Origin of the sequence: Marinobacterium sp. xm-g-48 (assembly GCF_013282925.1) — a bacterium.
Taxonomy (GTDB): Bacteria; Pseudomonadota; Gammaproteobacteria; order Pseudomonadales; family Balneatricaceae; genus Marinobacterium_E.
In genome coordinates this window covers 39,408-61,764 of the sequence record NZ_WBYQ01000007.1, presented here as the reverse complement: position 1 = coordinate 61,764, position 22,357 = coordinate 39,408, and the positions used below count along the sequence as shown (strand labels likewise).

Sequence of the window (22,357 nt, the reverse complement as noted above, 5' to 3'; positions counted from 1 at the left end):
CGTCACCTATTCACCAAAGGTTAAAATTTGTAGGTGTGATTGCAGATAGTCTACCGCGTAGTTTAGCTCGCCAATGTGTTCAGCATGAATCGTTAGCATGGGCTGCCCACGTTTGATCAGATCGCCTACTTTAACGTGTAGATCAACCCCCGCCGCCGCATCAGCTGGCGCACCGGCCAACTTGGCGACTTTGGCTAGAATACGATTATCAACAGTGGCGAGAGTGCCATCCTTCTCCGCTAACATTTCGTAACGATAGTGGGCTATAGGTGGCTCTTTAAAAGCGCCTTGCGCCTGACAGATGGCAACAAATTTCTCCCAAGCTTTCCCCGTTGTAACCAACTCTCTGGCGAGCTTTTCACCTTCGCCAGGTGAAACTTTACCGCTTAAATCGAGCATTGCACCGGCAAGGTAGACCGCGCGATTTAGCAGATCCTGAGGTGCTTGCTCATCACATTTTAAAACTCGGACAATATCTCGCGCTTCAAGAGCGGGTCCAACTCCTTCACCGACCGGTTGAGTCCCGTCTGTTTTAACAATGGCTAAGGTGATACCTAAGTTATCAGCCACTCGTTTAAAACTGTTTGCTAGCTTATCGGCGGCTTCATCATCTCTAACTTTAGCGGTTGGCCCTACTGGAATGTCGATCAAAACGTGGGTCGCGCCTGCGGCTACTTTTTTTGATAAAACAGAGGCTATCAGCTGTCCTTCACTGTCGATATCGAGTGCGCGTTCTACTTGAATGAGTAGATCGTCAGCAGGGCTCAGCCTCACGGACCCTCCCCAGGCTAGACAACCTCCTTCCGAGTGAACTACTTCTCGCATCTGATCTAAAGTGAGACTGACGTCGGTCAACGTCTCCATGGTGTCAGCCGTACCGGCTGGGGATGTGATTGCTCGTGAAGAGGTTTTGGGAATGGTTAAGCCTGCAGCTGTTAATATGGAGACCACAATGGGCGTGGTGCGATTTCCGGGTAGGCCACCCACACAGTGTTTGTCTAGGACCTGATCCAGCCCCCAATCAATTGTGCTACCAGCATTGATCATTGCGCGAGTGAGAGAGGTGATCTCTTCATCATCTAACTTGTCGTCACCACAGGCCGTAATAAAGGCGGCTAGGTAAACATCAGCATAACGTTCATCAACGATGTCATTAATAATTTCGCTAAACTGCTCTTCATTCAATTTATGGCCATAGACCTTTGATCGCACATGCGACAGCGAGTGAACAGGCCTTGGGTGAGACAGCCATATGGACTCATGTCCTATCAGTTTAAGTTTCTCCCAAGCCGATTCAGAGAGTCCGATCTCCCCCTCGTCGATCAGATCTCCCGTCACGATATTCAACGTGGCGATCATGTGATTCTGTTCTGTCGAGACGAGGACACGCGTTAAGCTATTAAACCCTTCCGATTTGCAGACAGAACTGTCTGAACGAAGGTAGATGTTGGGTTCGTGGTGTGTATCAATCCCTAAACGGCGTGCCCTTAAAGGATTCATTTTCTCTGGAAACATAGGTCACTCTTATACTAAGACTAAATTCAGTCTACTTAAAAACGGGATACTTTCCACAAGAGTTCAAACAGTAATGAGGTTTCTACTGTTATGGATCAATCGGCGCTGTTAAAATAATTGATCAACTTTGAGAGTGTATTGATGAACGATCTACCCGAACAGCCTCTATCTGTCTCCCCATCCCTAGCATCCAAGTATGGTGTGGATGGTGCGCTGCTGTTGGGTCTGATTGAACAGTACCGCCTTATTGTCAAAGCAGATGAGTTAACTCTCTCATTGTCTGCGTTGCAGGAGCGCTGCCCCTTCTGGAGTGAGGCACAGTTGCTTGAGCTTCTTTACACGCTGGCATCTGAATCCCTGTTTGGTCTGCAAGTATCTGATGATCAACTGCTGATTAGTTTTGAAAAGGGGGCTTCTCAATCCGTAGCAACGCCTGCGACAAAACAAGCGCCTGCAGCCATCCAGGCGACAGCTGCTCGACCTCAAACTCATCGTTTGCCAAACTCTAGACGGAACGTGCCGCCCAGTTTTGGTGGTGGCTGGCGTCGATCAACCAATGAGTTGGATGAAATTTTCGAAGCGGCTGAACAAAAACGCAAACTTCAAATTCGTATGGATGTCTCTTGGAGGCCTGATGAGAGTTTCTATCAGTTGCTTCAGCAGCATGGTATTGAAGCTCGATTTGCGGAATCGCATCTTGATGAATTTACACTCTACTATCTGGATAAACTTGATCACCAGAGCGTTTGGAACCAGAAATTCTTAGCCTGGGTAAAACGTGCCGTTCGTGATCAAGAGAGCCGTTCGGCTAAAGCTGAACGTTTTAACGAATCTTCACAAGCCGGTGGGCAGCATGAAAAAAGTCGACGAGATACTCGGGAAAACCGAAAACGGGTTACCGCAGCCGTCATGGACCTCAAAAACCTCGACTGGTAATCGCTCACTCAGTACGCTTGAACATGAGGCGCCGCAACGCGAGCTGATCAGCCAAGAGACCAAAGCGATGGTCAACATGGTGTTTGCTCGTTTCATGGCGATCTATGGCCATAAATTCAAAAGTGCTTTTGAAACCGAGCAGGAGATTATGATTGCCAAACGTGAGTGGGCAATGAGCATCTCTGGCTATGGTGAAAATGAACTGGTAGCGGCTATTAATCGTTGTAAAGAGACCTTAGCTTGGATGCCATCCATCTCAGAGTTCCTCAACATACTAAAAGAGGTTGGAGCAGACTTTGGTCTTCCTAGCAGTTATGAAGCTTACCAAGAGGCTTGTCGATACGCGGGTGATCATCATCACGGTTGGTCTCACCCTGCAGTATATGAGGCGGCTAAGCAGACCGGTTGGTATGAGATTCGAGGGGAGGCGGAAGCCAATATCTACCCACGTTTTCGATACTACTACGATATGATTTCAAAGCGGGTGCGTGCTGGTGAGACGATTGATCAACCGGTGCCTGTTGCGATTGAAGACAAAAGCGAATTGACGCATGCAACCACCATGCTCGAGTTTGCTAAAACCCATCAGATCGATGAGGCGGAAGCCTGCAAATTGCTCTATTACTTGACCTTGCCTGAGGGCTCCAATGTGCGCTCGCGACAGTACCAGCAGAGTCTAGCAACGGCTCAAGATCGTGGTTGGACGCTGCCAACTACTCAATAGTCAGATCCAAGAGAACTATTTTCTTCCAAGAAAGCGTTTAAGGTGCTTCGACATTTTCGAGGCATTTTGATCGCTGATCAGTTGATCAAACAGCTTACTCCACCCCAGAATCGATACTGAAAAGAGAAAGCCCAATTTCACATCATCAAACACAATCGCGACCAGCGTCATGGTGATCATTGTGGCAATGACCGAGACGATAAATACCTCTAATTGGCGTGGTCTAAAAAACTTCCAATAGATGAAGAAAGCGACCCCCGCGATGATGATGAAAAAGTGCATCGGTTACTCCTTAGTCTCTGGCCCGAGTTGCTCTTTGAGCTGCTTGATCAGGTTCGCAGGCAGATCCTTTACTGTCAAAGTTTCACTGTTTGGATCGAAAGAGATCGATTTTCCAAGCGATTCATTGCTGAAGCTGATCGATACCTCACGCGTTCTACCCGTATAGCGAACGTATTTTTTCAGACTGGCGCGATCGGGAATGAACTGCTCTTTAAGTTCTGGGGCTTCAGAAGCGATGTATTGATCAAACCCAACCTCTTGGTCGCTTTCAACCGAGGCGGTTAGGTCACGATAACTAACGGACTCACCCGCTTTGGATTGCTCTATACAGAACTCGGCAACCTCTTTCTGATAACGTTTACCAGCCTCTTCCGGCATATTGGCGCTGTAGTCACGAACCACCTCCATGAAGCGCTCTGTGTCAGCTTGGGTATCCACCGTATCGAAGAAGCCAATAAACTCTCCCAAAGCTCGAGTGGCAGAGCGGTCACCAAAACCGAAGCCTAAGGTTAGGTAGCGACTGGCGCTAGGGTCAAACAGGCGCTTTAGATCGATGCAGCAACAGAGCCCCATTTTTGAAAACTCAATCTGTTCTGATTCAATCAGCTCATTGCTCTCATCAAAACACCAACCATCGGTCTGTTTTAATTGCGCTATCCAGAGTTCGTGTAGGTCAGTTTCATCTTGCTCGATGAACGCCCAGTAACCATCAGTCTCTAAATCCTCAGTCTCAAACATCACCGCTAACAACTCGATCACTTTGGAGCTGAATTGAGTTAGGTCTAGACCCTTCTCTTGCCAGTTCAGCAGTAGTCCTTTGAAGCTCGTTGCTTCATCCGCAAAGCGGCCATATCGCTTGGTGGCCCTGCGGGTGAAGACCTGATCGATTTCGTTTAGCAGTTTTCGGGCATTCAGTTCTGACCCTATAGGTTGCTCTTTCAGGTGAAATGACTGATCGCCAGTCTGACGAGTTAATCGGTGAGCGATAGCGCGAACACTGTTCATTGCAAGAGCCTATTGTGGTTGGCGAAAGTGTGGGCCGAACATTAGATCGGTTGCCTGTTTCAGTGCATCGGACACCGAGGATGAGCGAAGCGCTTGAACCATCAATACTCGATGAACAGGCAGGTACATTAGGTCTGCCAGGATGCGACTGAAGGCGTTCTGCCCAGCATCACACTGGGCTAACGCTTCTAAAAACAGAGTTAGAAGTGTTGGCTCGAGCAGCGCGTTTTCACAACGGGTAGCGATCGCAGCGAGCAACTCAGCACTCTGTGCTGCTCTGCTATTAAGAACAGCTTCAATCGCCTGATGCGTATGACTTTCTGTTTTAGCACTTGAGAGCGCACGGACAAGAAGCGAGATGAGCACTGGGTCTCTGTTTTCGTTTAATGCCTCTGTTAGCTGCTGCAACAGCATTTTGGATAGATCGCTGCTAGGCTTTGCGTGCTCAAGCAACCCAAGAACCTGTGCGTGTAAGCCTTCTGGAAGCTGATTGAGTGCGTTCACAAGAGTGGCTTCATTACCGGACTGTTCAAGTCTTACAACAAAATCAGCCAAGCCCTGAAGTGACAAGTTCTCCCAGCCTGTATCAAGGTTGGGTTGGCTGATAAACTGCTGCACAGGCTCATAATAGGCAGATGCTGCTTGCTGGTTATCTAGAGCCGCTTTCGCATGAAACAGTGCCATCTTTTCATCGATTGGTTTAAACGCGAAAGGATTCTCCTTTAGGCTGTCTTCTGTCGGAACACCGTCGATACTGGATTGAACGTTTTGCAGGAGGCGATTGACGATATCATCACGAACAGCGCTGAGCAGAAACCCTTGCTCATCGAGCGGTAACTTTAAAAACCAGACGGCATTCTCATCTGCAGACTTAGGATTCCAAAGTAGGAGAGCTATCCAGGCGTGCTGCAGATAGGGAGTAGGGTAAGGGGTGGCTTGAGTCTCGATGCGTTCAAACTCGTCAGCACTGAATGCCCTGATGCGACGGCCGAGATCGTAGATACGCATCGCGGTTCCGGCCTGTTTGAATAGTGCGGTTAAAGTTACCTGTTGATCGCTCATCGCTGACTCCATTTTCTAAGCGCGCGATTTTACCATGTCGGCGAGCGAATCACAGGTTGCCGAGCAGAATCCTCTCTTCTGCTTGTTCAATCTCCCTAGGCGATCCGTTCAGAATCAAAGTGTCACCCTCATTAAGCAGCAGAGTTCCCGATGGGTTATCGATCTCCTCACCCTGTTGAATCAGTGAGCTGATCTCCAACTCTAGGTCGAGGGCGTCTAGGGTTTTGCCACAAGCATAGGCGTTTTCAGAGAGAGTAACCGCGTGCTTTTGAATCACTCGGCTTGGGTCTAAATCCGCTTTCAGGGATTGTCCGCCGTGCACGAAACCATGCAATATTCGGTAACGTTGTGATCTTACGGTACGAATGCGCTCCTTGATGATATCTGCGGGAACATCCAGCAGTGTGAGGACGTGAGAGACCAACATTAGGCTGCCTTCAAGGGCCTCAGGTACCACCTCTGCTGCGCCGTATATCTGAAACTGCTCTAAGTGATAATCATCCTGGGTTCTAACGAGTACTGGGATATCACCGAATTCGCGCTTGATCTGTTTTAACGTCTCAAGGCTCGACTTGGGGTTAGGCAGCGTCAGAATAATAAGGCGAGCCTTCGCAGCTCCTAAGCCTCGCATAATATCGACACGTTTGGCATCGCCGTAATAGGCAGGCTCACCGGCTGAAGAGGCCTCTTTAATGCGAATCGGGTCCGGATCGATGGCTACGTATTGAATCCCCATCTGCTTCAGAAAACGAGCCACAATCTGTCCAACACGACCATAGCCACAAATGATGACATGGTCGGCGAGTTCGTGATGTTGGCTGGCGGCATCAGCATGTTGGTGCTCTGGCACAGACTCAGTGCTGTTTTCGGTTGGGAAAAAGCGCTCTGCGATCCAATCGGCTTTATTTAATAGACTAGGTGTAATGACCATCGAAATGATAATGGTGGAGACTAAGACAGCGTTTAGGTCACTGTCGATCACGTGATAGGTCAGAGCAACCGCGAGTAGGGCAAAGCCAAACTCACCGCCTTGAGCTAGACTGATGCCTGCTTTCAGGGAGGTGTTTGCGTTATTACCGAATAGACGACCTAGCAGCAAAATGACGAGGGTTTTCGCCGTGACCAACATCAGAGTCGTTAAAATAACCCAGTGGATATTTTCAACCAGTGCAGACAGATCAAGCTGCATACCCACAGTGACGAAGAAGAGTCCTAGCAACACATCTCTGAATGGGCGAATGTCATTCTCAAGTTGATGCTTAAAATGGCTCTCTCCCAACATCATGCCCGCTAGGAATCCACCCAGTGCCATTGAAAGGCCGGCTGCGTGAGTAATCCAAGCCGCTGTCATAGCGGTGACCAGTGCAACTAGAACAAAAAGCTCATCCGAGCGCTCACGTGCAACCTCATTAAACAGTGCGGGAAGAATTTTGTGCCCAAGAATGAGAAGGAGTAGGAGTAATCCAGCGCCTTGCAGTAGAGGCCAGATTATGGATTCGCTACTTTCAGCGGTGCTGGTTCCAAGCGCAGGGACTAAGATCAGAAAGACGACAGCTGCGATGTCTTGAAATAGCAGAATCCCAAAGGATAGTTGCCCATGCGGTTGGCCTAGCTGCTGGAGTCGAATGAGCTCCTTAGTAACGATGGCCGTTGAAGATAAAGCTAATGCACCGGCGAGAACAATGGATGGTGCCAACTCCATCCCCATGAGTAGTGATAAGCCGATGAAAATAGCGGAAGTGGTAATTACTTGGGCTGAACCTAAGCCGAGAACGGTCTTGCGCATGGCAATCATTTTCGGCAACGAGAACTCTAGACCCAGCATGAAAAGGAGGAATACAACGCCTAGCTCTGAAAGCAGCGCCATCTGATCAGGGTGCGCAACTTGAAGTGCAAACGGGCCAATCAGGGCGCCCATAGCTAGGTAGGCGAGAATGGCGGGTAGTTTCAAGCGTCTAAACAGGGTGGTGGCTACAACGGCACCAATGAAAATAAGCAGTATCTGTTCAAATAGACCGTAGCTTTCAGCCATTACTATCCCCGCTGAGTGCTCTATCGAGTTGTTGAATCTGAGCGATTAAGTGCGTGTTCTCTTTACGACTCTTCAGTGCCTCTTCGGCATAAGGGTGAATGGCACTGGAGTCGGGAACAGGAATGTTTGTTTTTAAAAGGGCTTCAAGCCTAGGGATCAAAATCCACTGCAACCACTGAGTAAACTTAAGCGTGTCGATGCAAAAGGGTTGTTGACTGTTTAACGCTTCCTGGGTTGGTGGCGATGCCTCCCAGAGTGATAAACGCACCATCTCATCTCTGATCGCTTCGATCGATCGTGTAACGGCTTGAGCTTTACTCATCGTTGTGTTCAAACTTGGTGATCGCGGCTTTAATGCCCTTGAGTCGTTTAAAACTGATCTCTTGCGCAGTGCTTAGGAAGTCCAGCATAAAGTCTGACTCTTTCTGCTCTTCGCGTATGGCCGCGTAGAGTGTGCACCACAAACCCTCTTCACCTAATGACTTGGCATCGATGAACTGCTTTTCAAGGTACTCGTGCAGTGCCCAGTTTGGCAACGCAGCCACGCCTCGACCACTAGCAACCAGCTGCACCATCATAACGGTTAACTCCGCAGTGCGAATTTCTTGAGGTTCGATTCCTGCAGGATCTAAAAATCGTGTGAACAGATCCAAACGGTTTTGATCGACGGGGTAGGTGATCAAGGTCTCTTCCGATAGATCGGACGGCTCAATCTGCTTTTTAGCGTTGAGTCGGTGCTGGCGGCTTAGCGCTAGCATCGATTCGTAACTGAACAGTGGAACGTAGTGAATGCCGTTTCTTGGCTCTGGATCCGATGTGATAACGAGATCAATATCACCACGAGCCAGTGCAGGCAGTGGCTGGAATGTAAAGCCGGTTGAGAGATCCATCTCAACGTCAGGCCAATTTTTGCGGAACGAGTCGATGGTTGGCATGAGCCAATCAAAACAGCTATGACACTCAATACAGATATTCAAACGACCGACTTCACCACCCGCTAAGCGAGCAATATCACGCTCGGCTGTTCGGATCATCGGTAGAATATCATCCGCCAACGATAGGATGCGTTGTCCAGCTGAGGTAAAACGAATCGGTTTGGTTTTGCGGATAAACAATGAACAGTTTAGGCGCTCTTCGAGATCTTTGATTTGGTGTGACAGGGCCGATTGGGTTAAGTGAACCCGCTCTGCAGCTTCGACAAGGCTACCGGCATCTCTCAGTGCCACAAGAGTTTTAAGATGTCGAAGATCGATCATGGCTGACTCCGGCTATTTGCTTTGAGGCCAGTATAGACCATAACAGGTAAGCAGCCCATGGACTGCTTACTCAAGGGTTAAATGCCTACTAGAAGGAACTCGAGAAGTGCTTTTTGGGCGTGAAGGCGGTTTTCAGCCTCCTGGAATGCAACGCAACGTGGGTCGTCCATCATTTCATCGCTGACCTCTTCACCACGGTGAGCAGGCAGACAGTGCATGAATAGAGCATCCGGTTTAGCGAGATCCATCAATGCGGTATTCACTTGGAATCCATCAAAACGCTTCAGGCGAAGGGCCTCTTCCTCCTCCTGTCCCATTGATGCCCAAACATCGGTGACAACCAGATCGCTATCTTTAACGGCCTCTTTGGGGTCATGGGTAATAGTTACGCGACCTGGGTTTGCGGCAAGTAGCTCTGCATCTGGCTCAAAACCTTTAGGGCAAGCGACGTTTAAATGGAAGTCAAACTGGCGAGCTGCATTGATGTAGCTGCTGCACATGTTATTGCCATCGCCAACCCATGCCACGGTCTTATCTTTAATGGATCCGCGGATCTCTTGATAGGTCTGCATGTCGGCAAGTAGCTGACAGGGGTGGAACTCATCGGTTAGCGCGTTGATAACCGGAACCTTTGAGTTGGCTGCAAAGGTTTCAACTAACTCGTGGCTAAAGGTACGAATCATCACCACATCAACCATGCTAGAGATGACTCGAGCGCTGTCTTCAATCGGCTCGCCGCGTCCTAGTTGGGTGTCGCGAGGGGATAGGAACATCGCATGACCACCAAACTGTGCCATCCCTGCTTCGAAGGAGACACGCGTTCGCGTAGACGACTTTTCAAAGATCATCGCCATAACGCGATTCTTGAGTGGCTCGTAGATCTCTCCCGCATTGCGCATGCGTTTAAGTTCAATCGCACGATTGATCAGTTTGTTAAGCTCTTCAGGAGTTAGGTCTAGAAGAGTTAAAAAGTGTCTTGTTCCCATAAAAATTAAAACGTCAGCCACAAATATGACTGACGATACCCTAAATAAAGTTAGTTTTGATTACTTTGCAAGTAGCTGATGAACTAGCTCAGATACAGTCTCTATCAGTTGCTCTGCTTCGGACTCAGAGATGATTAGAGGTGGTAGCAATCGAATAACCTTACCTCCTCCATTCACATTGAGCAATAGCTGATTGTCAGAGGCAAGTTTAGCTAAGCCAGTAATGTCAGTCTTGAACTGACAACCGATCATCAACCCTTTGCCTCGTACCTCAACAAATTCCTCAAGGTCGGCAAAGCGAGCGGCCAAACCATCACGAATTTGTTGGCCGCGAGCCATCGCGTTGGCCATCAACTCTTCATCTTGGATGGTGTTGTAAACCGCAAGGGCCGCCGCACATACCAATGGGTTACCACCATAAGTTGAACCGTGGTTACCAGGGCCGAATACATGGTTGCCATGATGTGCAACCAAGCAGGCACCAATAGGTACTCCGTTACCAAGACCTTTTGCTGTGGTCAATACGTCTGGCTTTACACCTTCATGTTGGAACGCAAAATACTTGCCAGTACGGCCATTGCCTGTTTGAACCTCATCCAGCATGAGCAGCCATTCATTCTCATCACAAATGTCACGCAAGGCTTTTAGGTAGCCGTCGGTAGGGACATGTACGCCACCTTCACCCTGAACAGGCTCTACAAGAATCGCCACAATGCTGCGGTTGTTTGATGCGACCTTCTTAATCGCTTCAATATCATCGTATGGGACGCGCACGAATCCACTCAGTAGCGGTTCGAACCCTGCTTGAATGGTGCGATTTCCCGTGGCTGACAGCGTCGCCATGGTGCGGCCGTGAAAACTCTGTTCCATCACAATAATTGACGGGTTAGTGATGCCGCGGTCGTTACCGTATTTACGTGCAATCTTGATTGCCGCCTCATTCGATTCCGCACCGGAGTTGCAGAAGTAGACAGCCTCCATATTGGTCTCGGTACATAACTTTTCGCCCAGCTGCTGTTGCAGTGAGATCTCGTACAGGTTGGAGGTGTGAATCAGTTTAGCGGCTTGTTCGCTGAGCGCTTGAGTGACGGCAGGGTGAGCGTGACCAAGACCAGTGACGGCTATGCCAGAGAGTGCATCCAGATAGCGTCGCCCCTCAGTGTCGAACAACCAAACGCCTTCACCGTGAGTGAAAGCAACAGGTAACCGAGCGTAGGTGGGCATTACAGGGGTCATGGTCATTGAAAGTGTTCTCCGTAAAACGCAAAAAGACAGCCGTGGCTGTCGCTGGAGAGTAATATTATTTTGTGCTTACAAAATAAGCAATCTTAGAGAGGATATAACCGAGTTTTTTACTCAGATTTACTGTATAGTGCGCCCATTCGTTCAATGAGATTTAAGAGGTGAGTTAATGAGCACTTTAGAGACAATTAAAGAACAGATCGAAAGCAATGCCATTCTTCTTTACATGAAAGGCACACCTCGCTTTCCTCAGTGTGGTTTTTCATCACGTGCATCTGAAGCGTTGATGTCATGTAACGAACGTTTTGCTTTCGTAAACATTCTTGAGAATCCAGATATTCGTGCAGAGCTACCCAAGTACGCTAACTGGCCGACCTTCCCTCAGTTGTGGGTTAATGGTGAGCTAGTCGGCGGGTGTGACATTATCTGTGATATGGCAGCGAGCGGTGAACTACAGACATTGGTCTCTGAAGCGGCTAAATCTGAAGAGGGTGACAGCGCTGAGGGTTAATCCCCGCTGACGCTTGTTAGTCCTGCTCGCTCTCTTCTCTGAGGGCGAGCATCATGTCCCATCCCCCCATCTCTTTCCACTGATTCACAATCATGCAAAACAGTTCGGCCGTTTTCTCTGTGTCGTAGAGAGCAGAGTGCGCCTGTTTGTTGTCGAAGCTAATTCCAGCGAGATCGCAGGCCTTTGCCAACACCGTATGGCCATAAGCCAGACCTGCTAGTGTGGCGGTATCAAAGGTGGAGAATGGGTGAAAGGGATTACGCTTGATGTCACAGCGATCGGCTGCATTGCAGACAAAGCTGTGATCGAAGTGAGCGTTGTGGCCAACCAGAATGGCTCGTTTGCAGTCATGTGCTTTAACCGCTTTGCGGATAGGCTTGAAGATCTTCTCCATCGCCATGAGTTCAGGCTCTGCTTCACGATCCGGTGACCAAGGATCGATGCCGGTAAAATCCAATGCCGATTGTTCTAGATTTGCCCCTTCGAAAGGCTCCACCTGTGCTTCAATCGACTGATCTACGATCAGGTAACCCTCTTCATCCATGGTCAGTGTGACCGCTGCAATCTCTAAGAGAGCATCGGTTTGAGCATTGAATCCAGCTGTTTCAACATCAACAACAACGGGAAGATAACCACGGAAACGGTCTGCCATTGGGTGACGCTGTTTCGAATTTGGCACAGTAGATCCTTACTCTTCGATGGGGTTTTGTGGAGTTTAACAAATCCAATGGATAAGGGCAGAGTTAAAACTCAGATCTACTGATATTTATTTAAATGTTCGCTATAATTCCCGCCCATAAATTTCAGTGCTGTCTGATTCATGAGTTCAGTGCGCCGTATTAACCTCTGCCCTGATCGGGCGAGCATGGAGTTGGAGTCGTCAATGTCCGACATTAAAAAAGTCGTTTTAGCTTATTCTGGTGGTTTGGATACCTCTGTAATCGTTCGTTGGTTACAAGATGAATACAATGCCGAAGTTGTAACCTTTACTGCTGATATTGGTCAGGGTGAAGAGGTTGAGCCAGCGCGAGCTAAAGCCGAAGCGTTGGGCGTCAAGGAGATCTACATCGAAGATCTTCGTGAAGAGTTTGTTCGTGATTACGTATTCCCAATGTTCCGCGCGAACACCATTTACGAAGGCGAATACCTACTGGGTACGTCGATCGCTCGTCCACTCATCGCTAAGCGTCTGGTTGAGATCGCCAACGAGACAGGTGCCGATGCGATTTCACACGGTGCGACCGGTAAAGGTAATGATCAGGTACGTTTCGAATTGGGTGCCTACGCACTGAAACCGGGCGTGCACGTTATTGCACCTTGGCGTGAGTGGGATCTTAACTCGCGCGAGAAGTTAATGGCTTACTGTGAAACTCACAACATCCCAGTCGATTTCTCTAACAAAAAGAAAAAGTCACCTTACTCTATGGATGCGAACCTGCTTCACATCTCATACGAAGGCGGCATTCTTGAAGATCCTTGGGCAGAAGCTGAAGCCGATATGTGGCGTTGGTCTGTTTCTCCAGAGGAGGCTCCAGATCAGCCAACTTACCTTGAATTGACCTACCGTCAGGGTGACATTGTTGCGATCAACGGTGAAGAGATGTCTCCAGCTACCGTATTGACTTACCTTAACAAGGTGGGCGGCGAAAACGGTATCGGCCGTCTTGATATCGTAGAGAACCGCTTTGTAGGTATGAAGTCACGTGGTTGTTACGAAACACCGGGCGGAACCATCATGCTTCCTGCACACCGTGCGATTGAATCGATTACACTGGATCGTGAAACGGCTCACCTAAAAGATGAGCTGATGCCACGTTACGCTAAGACAATCTACAACGGTTTCTGGTGGTCAGAAGAGCGCAAGATGCTTCAAACGATGATCGACGAGAGCCAGAAGTACGTGAACGGTGAAGTCCGTGTCAAACTGTACAAAGGTAACGTGACGGTTGTTGGTCGTCGCTCTGAAGAGAGTCTGTTTGACGAGAGCATTGCAACCTTTGAAGATGATGCAGGTTCCTACGATCAGAAAGACGCTGCAGGCTTCATTAAGTTGAATGCCCTTCGTATGCGTATCGCAGCTAGCAAAGGTCGTAAGTTCGACTGATCGTCAACTAGCCTAGGTTGCTAAATCGAAGCCCGAATCATCGATTGATGACTCGGGTTTTTTGTTTTTTTAGTGATCTCAGTAGCTCTGTTATGAGTTCAATCAATTGCATCAGGTAGATGTGATCGATAAAATTGTTTCTAGATAGTTATTGAACCTAAAGGGTTGTTACTACAACCCTTTTTTATTGGATTTTCAGCGGATGAAAACACACAAAATTCTTCAAGCTCCGATCCCAATGCGCTGGGTCGGTCCGATGAAACTGTCAGGTCATCTGATTGAAGAGAAGTTGAGTGTTCCTCTAGCCACTTACGAAACCCCTCTATGGCCATCCGTTGGCCGTGGTGCACGTATCTCTACACTCTGTGAAGAGGGGATTAAAGTCAGTGTGATTGATGAGCGTATGACTCGCTCGATTTTGCTTGAAGCGGAAGATGCTTATGCAGCGCACCAAGCGATCCAGTCTCTAAAAGCACGAATGGATGACCTCAATGAGGTAGTGGCTAAATCGAGCCGTTTCGCCAAGTTAATTGATATCAATTCACAGGTGGTTGGTAACCTTATTTACCTGCGCCTTGAGTTTACGACAGGTGATGCCTCTGGTCACAATATGGTGACTAACGCCGCTGATCATCTGATTCCTTGGATTTTGACAGAGTATCCACACCTTCAGTACAGCTCCATATCGGGTAACTACTGCTCCGATAAAAAGGCAACCGCTGTTAATGGTATTCTTGGTCGTGGAAAGTATGTGGTTTGTGAAATCCTGATTCCACGAGATATTGTTGAGCGCCGCCTTCACTCTACGCCGGAAAAAATTGTTGATCTGAACATCAAGAAAAACCTGATCGGCACAATGATCGCTGGTGGTTTGCGCAGTGCTAATGCGCACTACGCCAATATGCTGCTCGCCTTTTACTTGGCAACAGGGCAGGATGCGGCCAATATCATTGAGGGCTCACAAGGTGTGGTTCACGCAGAGGTTCGCAACGGCGATCTCTACTTCAGCTGTACGCTACCCAACCTCATCGTCGGCAGTGTCGGTAACGGCAAAGGGATCGACTTTGTAGAAGAGAACCTAGAACGCCTTGGCTGTCGAGATGATCGTGAGCCGGGTGCTAATGCTCGTCGATTAGCTGCAATCTGTGGTGCGACGGTTCTGTGTGGTGAGCTGTCGCTTATTGCTGCGCAGACTAACCCAGGTGAGCTGATGCAGTCGCACCTTCAGATGGAACGCAAATGAGTCAGTTGACCAACGATCGGAAGATTGAGCACATCAATGCGATTCTGCAGGATGCCGAGACCGATCGTGATGCGCGCTACTTCGATCGTATCAAGTTAACGCACAGGGCGTTGCCAGAGCTTGATTTCGAAAAGATCGATCCGTCCATTAAATTGTTGGGTAAATCGCTAAGCTTCCCCATGCTCATTTCATCGATGACCGGTGGCGATCATGAGTTGATCCGGACCATTAACCGTAATCTCGCTGAAGCAGCCGAGCGTTGTGGCGTGGCGATGGCGGTGGGTTCGCAGCGAGTGATGTTCAGTGACGATTCGGCTAGGAGTAGTTTTGATCTTCGATCGGTTGCTCCCAATGCGCTATTGATCGGCAATGTTGGTGCTGTGCAGCTCAACTATGGTTTTTCACTGGAGCAGTGTCAGGCCGCTGTCGACCTACTGAAAGCCGATGCTCTCTATCTTCACTTGAACCCTTTGCAGGAAGCCATTCAGCCTGAGGGTGACCGTAATTTCGAGAATCTTGCCGATCAGATCCAGCAGATTGTCGAGGGTTTGTCCGTTCCAGTCTGGTTGAAAGAGGTGGGTTCTGGCCTGTCGGCCGCCGATGTGGAGCTTGGTTACCGAGCAGGCGTTCGTTATTTCGATGTGGCAGGCAGCGGCGGAACCTCCTGGAGTCGAATCGAACATCATCGTCGTGATCAGGATGACCTTGGGTTACTATTCCAAGATTGGGGATTACCGACACCGGTGGCGTTAGATCAATGTCAGTCTTGGCAAGATAAGAGCACGTTAATTGCCAGCGGTGGTCTACGTAATGGGATTGATCTAGCTAAGTCTGTTATACTCGGCGCCTCGTTGGGGGGATTTGCAGCACCTCTACTGCAACCTGCAATGCAATCGGCTGATGCGGTTGTCGACGTAATTGAACGTATAAAACGTGAATATGTAACGGCACTGTTTCTTTTAGGTGTGCCTAGTACGACAGCGCTTAAGGGTCAGCGAGCGCTTGTCATCGAACAGTTTTAAGGATTTGATCAAAGTATGTCCGTAGGTATCGACGAAATCAGCTTCTATACATCGAGCTACTACCTCGATTTGCGCACGCTGGCTGAACGTCAAGGCACTGATCCGAACAAGTATTACGATGGTATCGGTCAAGAGAAGATGGCGATGGCGGCGCATGATGAGGATATCGTTACGCTTGCGGCGAACGCTGCGCTTCCTATTGTTGAACGCATTGGAACTGATGCCATCTCAACGATTCTGTTTGCCACTGAGACCGGTATTGATCAATCCAAAGCGGCGGGTGTCTATGTACATCGTTTGTTGGGATTGAACAGTCACTGCCGTGTCGTTGAGCTTAAACACGCTTGTTACAGTGCAACAGCGGCCGTTCAAATGGCCTGTGCACTGGTTGCTCGTAACCCAAGTAAACAGGTGCTTGTGATCGCATCTGACGTGGCTCGTTACGACCTGGACTCTCCAGGTGAAGCCACCCAAGGTTGTGGTGCGGTTGCAATGTTGATCAAAGCAAACCCGAGAGTTCTAGAGATTGAACCAGAATCGGGCACTCACACTGAAGATGTGATGGATTTTTGGCGTCCCAACTACCGTACAACGGCGCTGGTCGATGGCAAATACTCGACCAAAATTTACCTAACATCTTTGAAACGTAGCTGGGAAAACTTCTGTGAAGAGAGTTCCGTTCGCTACGGTGATATCGACTATTTCTGCTACCACTTACCCTTTGGCAAGATGGCACAGAAAGCTCACTCACAGTTGGCCCGTGTCAATAAAACGGGTCAATCTCCGGAAGAGCTTGCTGCTCAGATTGAACCAACACTTATCTACAACCGTTTGATTGGTAACTGTTACACAGCGTCAATGTACATTGGGCTCTGTTCCCTCCTTGAGCAACTTAACGAAGATTTAACCGATAAACGTATCGGACTGTTCAGTTATGGTTCGGGTTCGGTCAGTGAGTTCTTCACCGCTAAGGTGGTGGCGGGCTACCAATCGGCTTTGAATACAGGCCGCCACGCTGAGCTGCTAAACGATCGAACTGAATTGAGCTACGAAGAGTATCTCACCCTTTACCGTTACCCTGATCCACGTGATGGTGGGCAGCATGTGATTGCACCCGATACACAGGGCCGCTTCCGCTTGGCGGCGATTAGCGATCATAAACGTGAGTACGTAGAACGTTAGTCATGTCGGTTGCAAGTGCTCCCGGAAAAATTATTTTAAGTGGTGAGCACTCCGTTGTGTACGGTGCTCCAGCTCTAGCATTCTCGGTTAAACAGCGTTTGACCGTTAACTTTACTCCCGATCTTCTGCCTCGACTTAGCTGGTTTACTCCAGACAGAGCACATGAGATGGCTCTGGAAAAGTTTTCCACTCTTCGTCATAAATTGGATGCGGCGTTTGATGGCTACCTTCGAGGTGAACGCTCCATCAGCGAGATCTTCTCTCGACCGGCAGAGTTGATTTTCTACACCGTTGATGTGGCCCGTATCCTAGGTAACCTTGAACGCATTCCGCGCGGCAAATTTGATATTCAATCGGACATTCCGGTGGGTGCCGGTATGGGCTCGTCTGCTGCTCTGCTCGCTGCACTCTTGAAACTCTTCTCCAAACATGAAGATTTAGCCACTTTGATTGAGCAGGTGCGGCACTGCGAACGCTTACAACACGGTCGCGGCAGTTTGATTGATGCCGCTACAGTAACCATGGGGGGTTTGGTCAAGGTGGAGCAGGATCAAGCGAATCGATTGGGTCTGTTGCCTGATATTTTTAATAACGACTGGTACTGGATATTTACCGGAACTCCTGCAACAAGTACCGGAGTTTGTGTCGAGCGTGTTCGCAGCCAATTTGAACAGTCGGATATATGGAGTGAGTTTGCTGCTGTGACGCATCGTATCGAAACGGCTCAAACCGATCTCGATCAGCTCTTCTCTGCGATTCAAGATAACCACCGCCTTTTAAACCGTATCGGGGTGGTGCCCGCCCGAGTCGCCGCATTGATTGAGCGGATCGAGAGGTTAGGCGGTGTGGCTAAAATCGCTGGTGCTGGTGCGGTATCCGGTGATGCCGGTGGGCTTGTGCTGGCCTATCTGCCTAATCAAACACCGGATGCTTTGAAGTTACCGTCTTTGATGCGCTGGGGGCGGGTTGAATCGGATGGTCAGGGTGTCAGTCTCGGAGACGATGTATGATCTGTTATTCGGCCCCCGGTAACCTGATGTTAATGGGCGAGCATGCCATCTTGCATGGTCAACCTGCCATTGCTCTGGCCGTTGGTAACCGGCTGTCTGTCTCTTTGATCCCGCGAGTGGATGAGGTCGTCACTATTGAATCGGAACTGGGCCGTTACCAGAGCGCTTTGAGTGAGTTAGCAGACGATTCAACGTTCAGCTTTATGGTCACTGCAATTCAGCTATGTCAATCCAAGCTAAAACAGGGTTTTGATTTAACCGTCTCCAGTCAGTTTTCAGATCAAGTTGGCCTGGGTTCATCGGCCGCTGTCACCGCTTCAACCGTTGCCTGCCTGTTAAACTTTTGTAATGAGCCGGTGACCAATGAACAGGTATTCAAACAGGCTCTAGAGGCCGTTCACAGGGTTCAAGGCGGTCGTGGTTCGGGCACCGATTTAGCCGCTTCAATTTGGGGCGGTATGATCGCCTACGAAATGAACGGTGCCAAGGTGCGTCCACTGAAAGGCACCCCTGATATTGATCTCTTCTACGTCGGGTACAAGATGAAAACACCTGAGGTGATTGCGTTGGTAAATCAGCGAGCTGACGCCGATCCCGATATTTATACCTCAATCTATCAATTAATGGGGCAGGTGACTCGCGCAGCAGAACAAGCGATAGAGTCACAAGAGTGGAACCGGCTAGGGCAATTGATGGATCAATACTCAGGGCTTATGGATGCGCTAGGAGTGTGTGATGCTAATTTAGCAGACCTGCAATTTAGAATGCGTCAGCAGTCTGGTGTTCTGGGTGCTAAGATTTCAGGATCTGGTTTGGGTGACTCTGTCATCTCGTTAGGTTTGACCAATCCTTCAGAGATACCCTATCAACATCTGCCCGTCTCGATACACAGTGTAGGTCTCAAACAGGAGTCAATGTGATGACTAAGCAAGAAGTACTGACTAAAGTGCTGCCCGAGTTGGGGGCTGTCTCCGCTTCATCGGAACACTTTGCTCCGAGTAACATCGCTCTGTGTAAGTACTGGGGCAAGCGAGATGTTGAACTTAATTTGCCGATCAACCCCTCCCTCTCTGTCTCATTGAATGATTTGGGCTCTAGAACTCGAGTAACGCCGATTGATCAGCCGATTGATGAGGTATGGTTAAACGGCCAACAGATGCACCAGGATTCACAGTTTGCACGTCGTGTCAGTCGGTTCATCGATCTTTTTCGTGGTAACAAGTCACTCGCTTTCAGAGTGGAGACTCGAAATAACATTCCTACCGCGGCAGGCCTCGCTTCCTCTGCCTCTGGTTTTGCGGCCCTGACGTTGGCGATGAACGATGCACTATCACTTCATCTATCCAATGAAGCGCTATCCATGATTGCGCGTATGGGGAGCGGCAGTGCCTGTCGATCCATCTTTAATGGATTTGTAGAGTGGCACATGGGGCACCGTGAAGATGGCTTGGACAGTCATGCACACCCGATTGATGCGACCTGGGATGATCTTCGAATCGGTCTGGTCAAAGTAGATATCGGCGAAAAGTCCGTTGATAGCCGATCTGGGATGCAGCGCACCAAGGAGACCTCCCACCTTTATAACAGTTGGCCCGCTCAAGCAAATGCCGATCTGTCGAAGCTGCATCAGGCGATCTCAGATAAGGACTTTACCCTGTTGGGTTCTACGGCAGAGCATAATGCTATGTCTATGCATGCCACGTTTGCTTCCAGCTGGCCACCGCTCGTCTATTGGCAACCAGAGTCGTTACAGGCGATGCATAAGGTGTGGCACCTTCGTGAGCAGGGGTTGGAGGTCTATTTCACCATGGATGCGGGGCCTAACTTGAAGCTGCTTTTCCAGAAAGAGTCCTTAAGTGATCTATTGGCTCACTTCCCTGAACTAGAGGTAGTCACCCCTTTCGGTGTCTAACGCGGTTATGCCAATCACTGGCTTCCCTCTTACTCGAACTCAGCGAGATGGTTCGCAGGGTATTGAATACACCTTCTGGTTGACTGGGGTGGAGGGGGCTCATGCGGTTACCGTCACACATGCAGAAGCGGTCTGTTTTGTTTTCGCTATTGATCAAGCTGCCATTGAGTCCTGTCTGAAAGATATATCGGGTTGGACGCTGCGTCATTTAGAACTGAAATCCCTCTCTTTAAAACCTGTCATGGGTCTCTACTGCCAAAGCCTAAAAGTTTACTGGGAAGTGTTAAAACGACTCGAGGCGGAACAAATTGCTCTCATGGAAGAGGATATCAGGCCGGTTGATCGCTACTTGATGGAACGGTTTATTCGCACTGGGGCTGTTCAGTTCGAAACTGTTAAAGGGGTTGAGTTACGCCCCTATGATTTTACACCTGATTTAAAACTACTCTCGTTAGATATTGAAACCACGTTAAATGCCAATCAATTGCTCTCTATAGGTTTGCAGCAGGGCGATCAGAGTCTTGTGCTATTTAATGGTGAGGCACCCGAACTAGCCTGGTGTGAGGGCTGCTCGGATGAGCGAACTCTGCTTCAACGCTTTGTCGAGATAGTGGCAGATTGGGATCCTGATTTGATCGTCGGCTGGAATTTGATTGGCTTTGATCTGCGCGTGCTAGCACGGCGAGCTAAGGCTAATCGAGTTGGACTCAAACTTGGACGTGATAGCAGTGAGATGCACGTCGATGTTGGTCAAAATGGTCGCTGGTTCAGTCGCATTGCTGGTCGTGTTGCCATCGACGGCATCGAGACTTTAAAAGGGGCTACCTGGCAATTTGATAGCTTCAGCCTAGAGAGTGTCGCTCAGGCACTGCTGGGGCGTGGTAAAGCGATTGATAACCCTTACGATCGTGGTGAGAAGATACAGCAACTCTTTAGAGAGGATAAACAAGCATTAGCGACCTATAACATTGAAGATTGTCGATTGGTGTTAGAGATCTTCAAAAAAGCGGAGTTGCTTGAGTATCTTATCGAACGCACTCGTCTTACTGGTTTGGCGTTGGACAAAGTGGGTGGTTCCCAAGCGGCATTCGATAATCTCTATCTGCCTAAGCTGCATCGCGCTGGCTATGTAGCACCTCCTTATGCCTCAGGTCGCAGTGACCTCTCTGTGCCTGGTGGGTTTGTCATGGAGTCTAAACCCGGACTCTATCGTGATGTGTTAGTGTTCGATTTTAAGAGCCTCTATCCCAGTATCATTCGTACCTTCTCAGTGGATCCTTTAGCACTCGCTCTGGCGGGTGAGGCCTCAGAGGCATCATTAGTACCAGGATTCTTTGGTGCGCAGTTCAATGCCGATGTGGCCATTCTTCCCGCGATCATTGAAGAGCTCTGGTTAGCCCGAGATCGAGCCAAGGCGCAAGGTAACTCTGCGTTATCACAAGCGATCAAGATACAGATGAATGCCTGCTATGGGGTGTTAGGGTCCAATTTGTGTCGCTTCTATGATCAGAACCTATCGGGAGCAATTACGTTGAGAGGCCATGAGCTCCTGCAAAAAACCGCGCAATGGTTTGAGTTTGAACGGGGCCATCAGGTGATTTATGGCGATACCGATTCAGTCTTTGTCTGGTTGGGCGATGACTGCCAACAGGGTGATATCGCACAGTACGGTGCTGAATTGGCAGATCAAGCTAACCACTGGCTGCAAGAGCACCTTAAACAGCAATACGGTGTAGAGAGTGCACTTGAGCTGCAATATGAGACTCATTTCAAACGTTTTTTGATGCCAACCATGCGTCACTCTGAGAAGGGCACTAAGAAACGCTATGCGGGTCTTAAGAGATCGGGTGGTGAGGATCAATTGGTCTTTAAAGGGTTGGAGACGGTTAGGTCCGATTGGACACCCTTGGCCAAAAAATTCCAGACAGAGTTGTTGTCCAGAATATTCAATGACGAGTCTTGGCGTGATCTGGTCGTCGAAACCACGGAGCAACTACTCAGCGGTAATGCAGATCATCAATTGACCTATCGTCGTCGACTAAGACGACCTCTAGATGCCTATCAGGCCAGTAATCCACCGCATGTGAAAGCGGCTAAAAAAATGCAGTCATACCTAGATAGGCAGGGTTTAAACGTGCGTTTAGGGCGAGGCGACCCTATTGAGTACGTCATGACAGTTAACGGTCCAGAACCAACCATCTGTCGTAAATCAATCATTGATTATCAACACTATGTCTCTAAACAGTTAGAGCCGGTCGCTGACACAGTATTACCCTTTCTTGGTGCCAGCTTTAATGATCTGATAGATAAACAGAGAGCGCTTTTCTAGAGAG

At 49.0% G+C, this 22,357-nt stretch carries 21 protein-coding genes; 11 read left to right on the top strand and 10 right to left on the bottom strand.

Annotated elements, in window-relative coordinates:
* Positions 1-6: 6 nt before the first annotated feature.
* Entirely contained in the window at positions 7-1,515 is a 1,509-nt protein-coding gene (locus tag XMG48_RS10370) for a thymidine phosphorylase family protein (RefSeq protein ID WP_173482000.1), read from the bottom strand.
* 141 nt (positions 1,516-1,656) lie between these two features.
* On the opposite strand from XMG48_RS10370, the gene XMG48_RS10365 reads away from it, so the two are divergent.
* Both XMG48_RS10365 and XMG48_RS10360 read left to right on the top strand, forming a co-directional pair.
* Positions 1,657-2,451, top strand: a complete 795-nt coding sequence (locus XMG48_RS10365) for a DnaT-like ssDNA-binding domain-containing protein (RefSeq protein WP_173481999.1) — start codon at positions 1,657-1,659, stop codon at positions 2,449-2,451.
* Complete coding sequence (locus tag XMG48_RS10360) at positions 2,369-3,175, top strand: replication protein P (RefSeq protein WP_173481998.1); 807 nt, start codon at positions 2,369-2,371, stop codon at positions 3,173-3,175. The genes XMG48_RS10365 and XMG48_RS10360 overlap by 83 nt, the downstream gene beginning before the upstream one ends.
* Positions 3,176-3,190: 15 nt before the next feature.
* On the opposite strand, the gene XMG48_RS10355 is transcribed toward XMG48_RS10360, so the two are convergent.
* From XMG48_RS10355 to XMG48_RS10320, 8 genes are all read right to left on the bottom strand, one after another.
* Complete coding sequence (locus XMG48_RS10355) at positions 3,191-3,457, bottom strand: hypothetical protein (protein ID WP_173481997.1); 267 nt, start codon at positions 3,455-3,457, stop codon at positions 3,191-3,193.
* 3 nt (positions 3,458-3,460) lie between these two features.
* Complete coding sequence (locus tag XMG48_RS10350) at positions 3,461-4,462, bottom strand: nucleoid-associated protein (protein ID WP_173481996.1); 1,002 nt, start codon at positions 4,460-4,462, stop codon at positions 3,461-3,463.
* Between the two features lie 9 nt (positions 4,463-4,471).
* Positions 4,472-5,524, bottom strand: a complete 1,053-nt coding sequence (locus XMG48_RS10345) for a DUF3549 family protein (RefSeq protein ID WP_173481995.1) — start codon at positions 5,522-5,524, stop codon at positions 4,472-4,474.
* Positions 5,525-5,573: 49 nt separating this feature from the next.
* The gene (locus XMG48_RS10340; protein ID WP_173481994.1) at positions 5,574-7,556 is read right to left on the bottom strand and encodes a monovalent cation:proton antiporter family protein; all 1,983 of its coding nucleotides are present in this window, start codon (positions 7,554-7,556) and stop codon (positions 5,574-5,576) included.
* On the bottom strand, positions 7,549-7,878 hold the full coding sequence (locus XMG48_RS10335) for a YqcC family protein (protein ID WP_173481993.1): 330 nt from the start codon (positions 7,876-7,878) through the stop codon (positions 7,549-7,551). Before XMG48_RS10335 ends, XMG48_RS10340 begins: the two co-directional genes overlap by 8 nt.
* Entirely contained in the window at positions 7,871-8,812 is a 942-nt protein-coding gene (locus XMG48_RS10330; protein ID WP_173481992.1) for a LysR family transcriptional regulator, read from the bottom strand. Before XMG48_RS10330 ends, XMG48_RS10335 begins: the two co-directional genes overlap by 8 nt.
* Before the next feature lie 77 nt (positions 8,813-8,889).
* The gene (gene argF / locus XMG48_RS10325) at positions 8,890-9,798 is read right to left on the bottom strand and encodes an ornithine carbamoyltransferase (protein WP_173481991.1); all 909 of its coding nucleotides are present in this window, start codon (positions 9,796-9,798) and stop codon (positions 8,890-8,892) included.
* A 60-nt stretch (positions 9,799-9,858) separates the two neighbouring features.
* Complete coding sequence (locus tag XMG48_RS10320) at positions 9,859-11,040, bottom strand: aspartate aminotransferase family protein (RefSeq protein WP_217362035.1); 1,182 nt, start codon at positions 11,038-11,040, stop codon at positions 9,859-9,861.
* A 169-nt stretch (positions 11,041-11,209) separates the two neighbouring features.
* Between XMG48_RS10320 and grxD the strand changes: the two genes are divergently transcribed.
* Positions 11,210-11,551: a Grx4 family monothiol glutaredoxin gene (gene grxD / locus XMG48_RS10315; RefSeq protein ID WP_173481990.1), complete on the top strand. Its 342-nt coding sequence runs from the start codon at positions 11,210-11,212 to the stop codon at positions 11,549-11,551.
* Between the two features lie 16 nt (positions 11,552-11,567).
* On the opposite strand, the gene rnt is transcribed toward grxD, so the two are convergent.
* The gene (gene rnt / locus XMG48_RS10310; protein ID WP_173482040.1) at positions 11,568-12,203 is read right to left on the bottom strand and encodes a ribonuclease T; all 636 of its coding nucleotides are present in this window, start codon (positions 12,201-12,203) and stop codon (positions 11,568-11,570) included.
* Positions 12,204-12,434: 231 nt separating this feature from the next.
* Between rnt and XMG48_RS10305 the strand changes: the two genes are divergently transcribed.
* The 8 genes from XMG48_RS10305 to XMG48_RS10270 all read left to right on the top strand — a co-directional run bounded on the left by XMG48_RS10305 (position 12,435) and on the right by XMG48_RS10270 (position 22,353).
* Entirely contained in the window at positions 12,435-13,655 is a 1,221-nt protein-coding gene (locus XMG48_RS10305; protein ID WP_173481989.1) for an argininosuccinate synthase, read from the top strand.
* Positions 13,656-13,857: 202 nt separating this feature from the next.
* Complete coding sequence (locus XMG48_RS10300; protein WP_173481988.1) at positions 13,858-14,898, top strand: hydroxymethylglutaryl-CoA reductase; 1,041 nt, start codon at positions 13,858-13,860, stop codon at positions 14,896-14,898.
* Positions 14,895-15,920: a type 2 isopentenyl-diphosphate Delta-isomerase gene (fni, locus tag XMG48_RS10295; protein ID WP_173481987.1), complete on the top strand. Its 1,026-nt coding sequence runs from the start codon at positions 14,895-14,897 to the stop codon at positions 15,918-15,920. The genes XMG48_RS10300 and fni overlap by 4 nt, the downstream gene beginning before the upstream one ends.
* A gap of 15 nt (positions 15,921-15,935) precedes the next feature.
* Positions 15,936-17,102, top strand: a complete 1,167-nt coding sequence (locus XMG48_RS10290) for a hydroxymethylglutaryl-CoA synthase (RefSeq protein WP_173481986.1) — start codon at positions 15,936-15,938, stop codon at positions 17,100-17,102.
* A 2-nt stretch (positions 17,103-17,104) separates the two neighbouring features.
* On the top strand, positions 17,105-18,112 hold the full coding sequence (locus tag XMG48_RS10285) for a mevalonate kinase (RefSeq protein WP_173481985.1): 1,008 nt from the start codon (positions 17,105-17,107) through the stop codon (positions 18,110-18,112).
* On the top strand, positions 18,109-19,032 hold the full coding sequence (mvk, locus tag XMG48_RS10280; protein ID WP_173481984.1) for a mevalonate kinase: 924 nt from the start codon (positions 18,109-18,111) through the stop codon (positions 19,030-19,032). The genes XMG48_RS10285 and mvk overlap by 4 nt, the downstream gene beginning before the upstream one ends.
* Positions 19,032-20,024 carry a diphosphomevalonate decarboxylase gene (gene mvaD / locus XMG48_RS10275; protein WP_173481983.1) on the top strand — a complete coding sequence of 331 codons (993 nt, stop codon included), beginning with the start codon at positions 19,032-19,034 and terminating at the stop codon, positions 20,022-20,024. Before mvk ends, mvaD begins: the two co-directional genes overlap by 1 nt.
* Complete coding sequence (locus XMG48_RS10270) at positions 20,017-22,353, top strand: DNA polymerase II (protein WP_371731448.1); 2,337 nt, start codon at positions 20,017-20,019, stop codon at positions 22,351-22,353. Before mvaD ends, XMG48_RS10270 begins: the two co-directional genes overlap by 8 nt.
* Positions 22,354-22,357 lie beyond the last annotated feature (4 nt).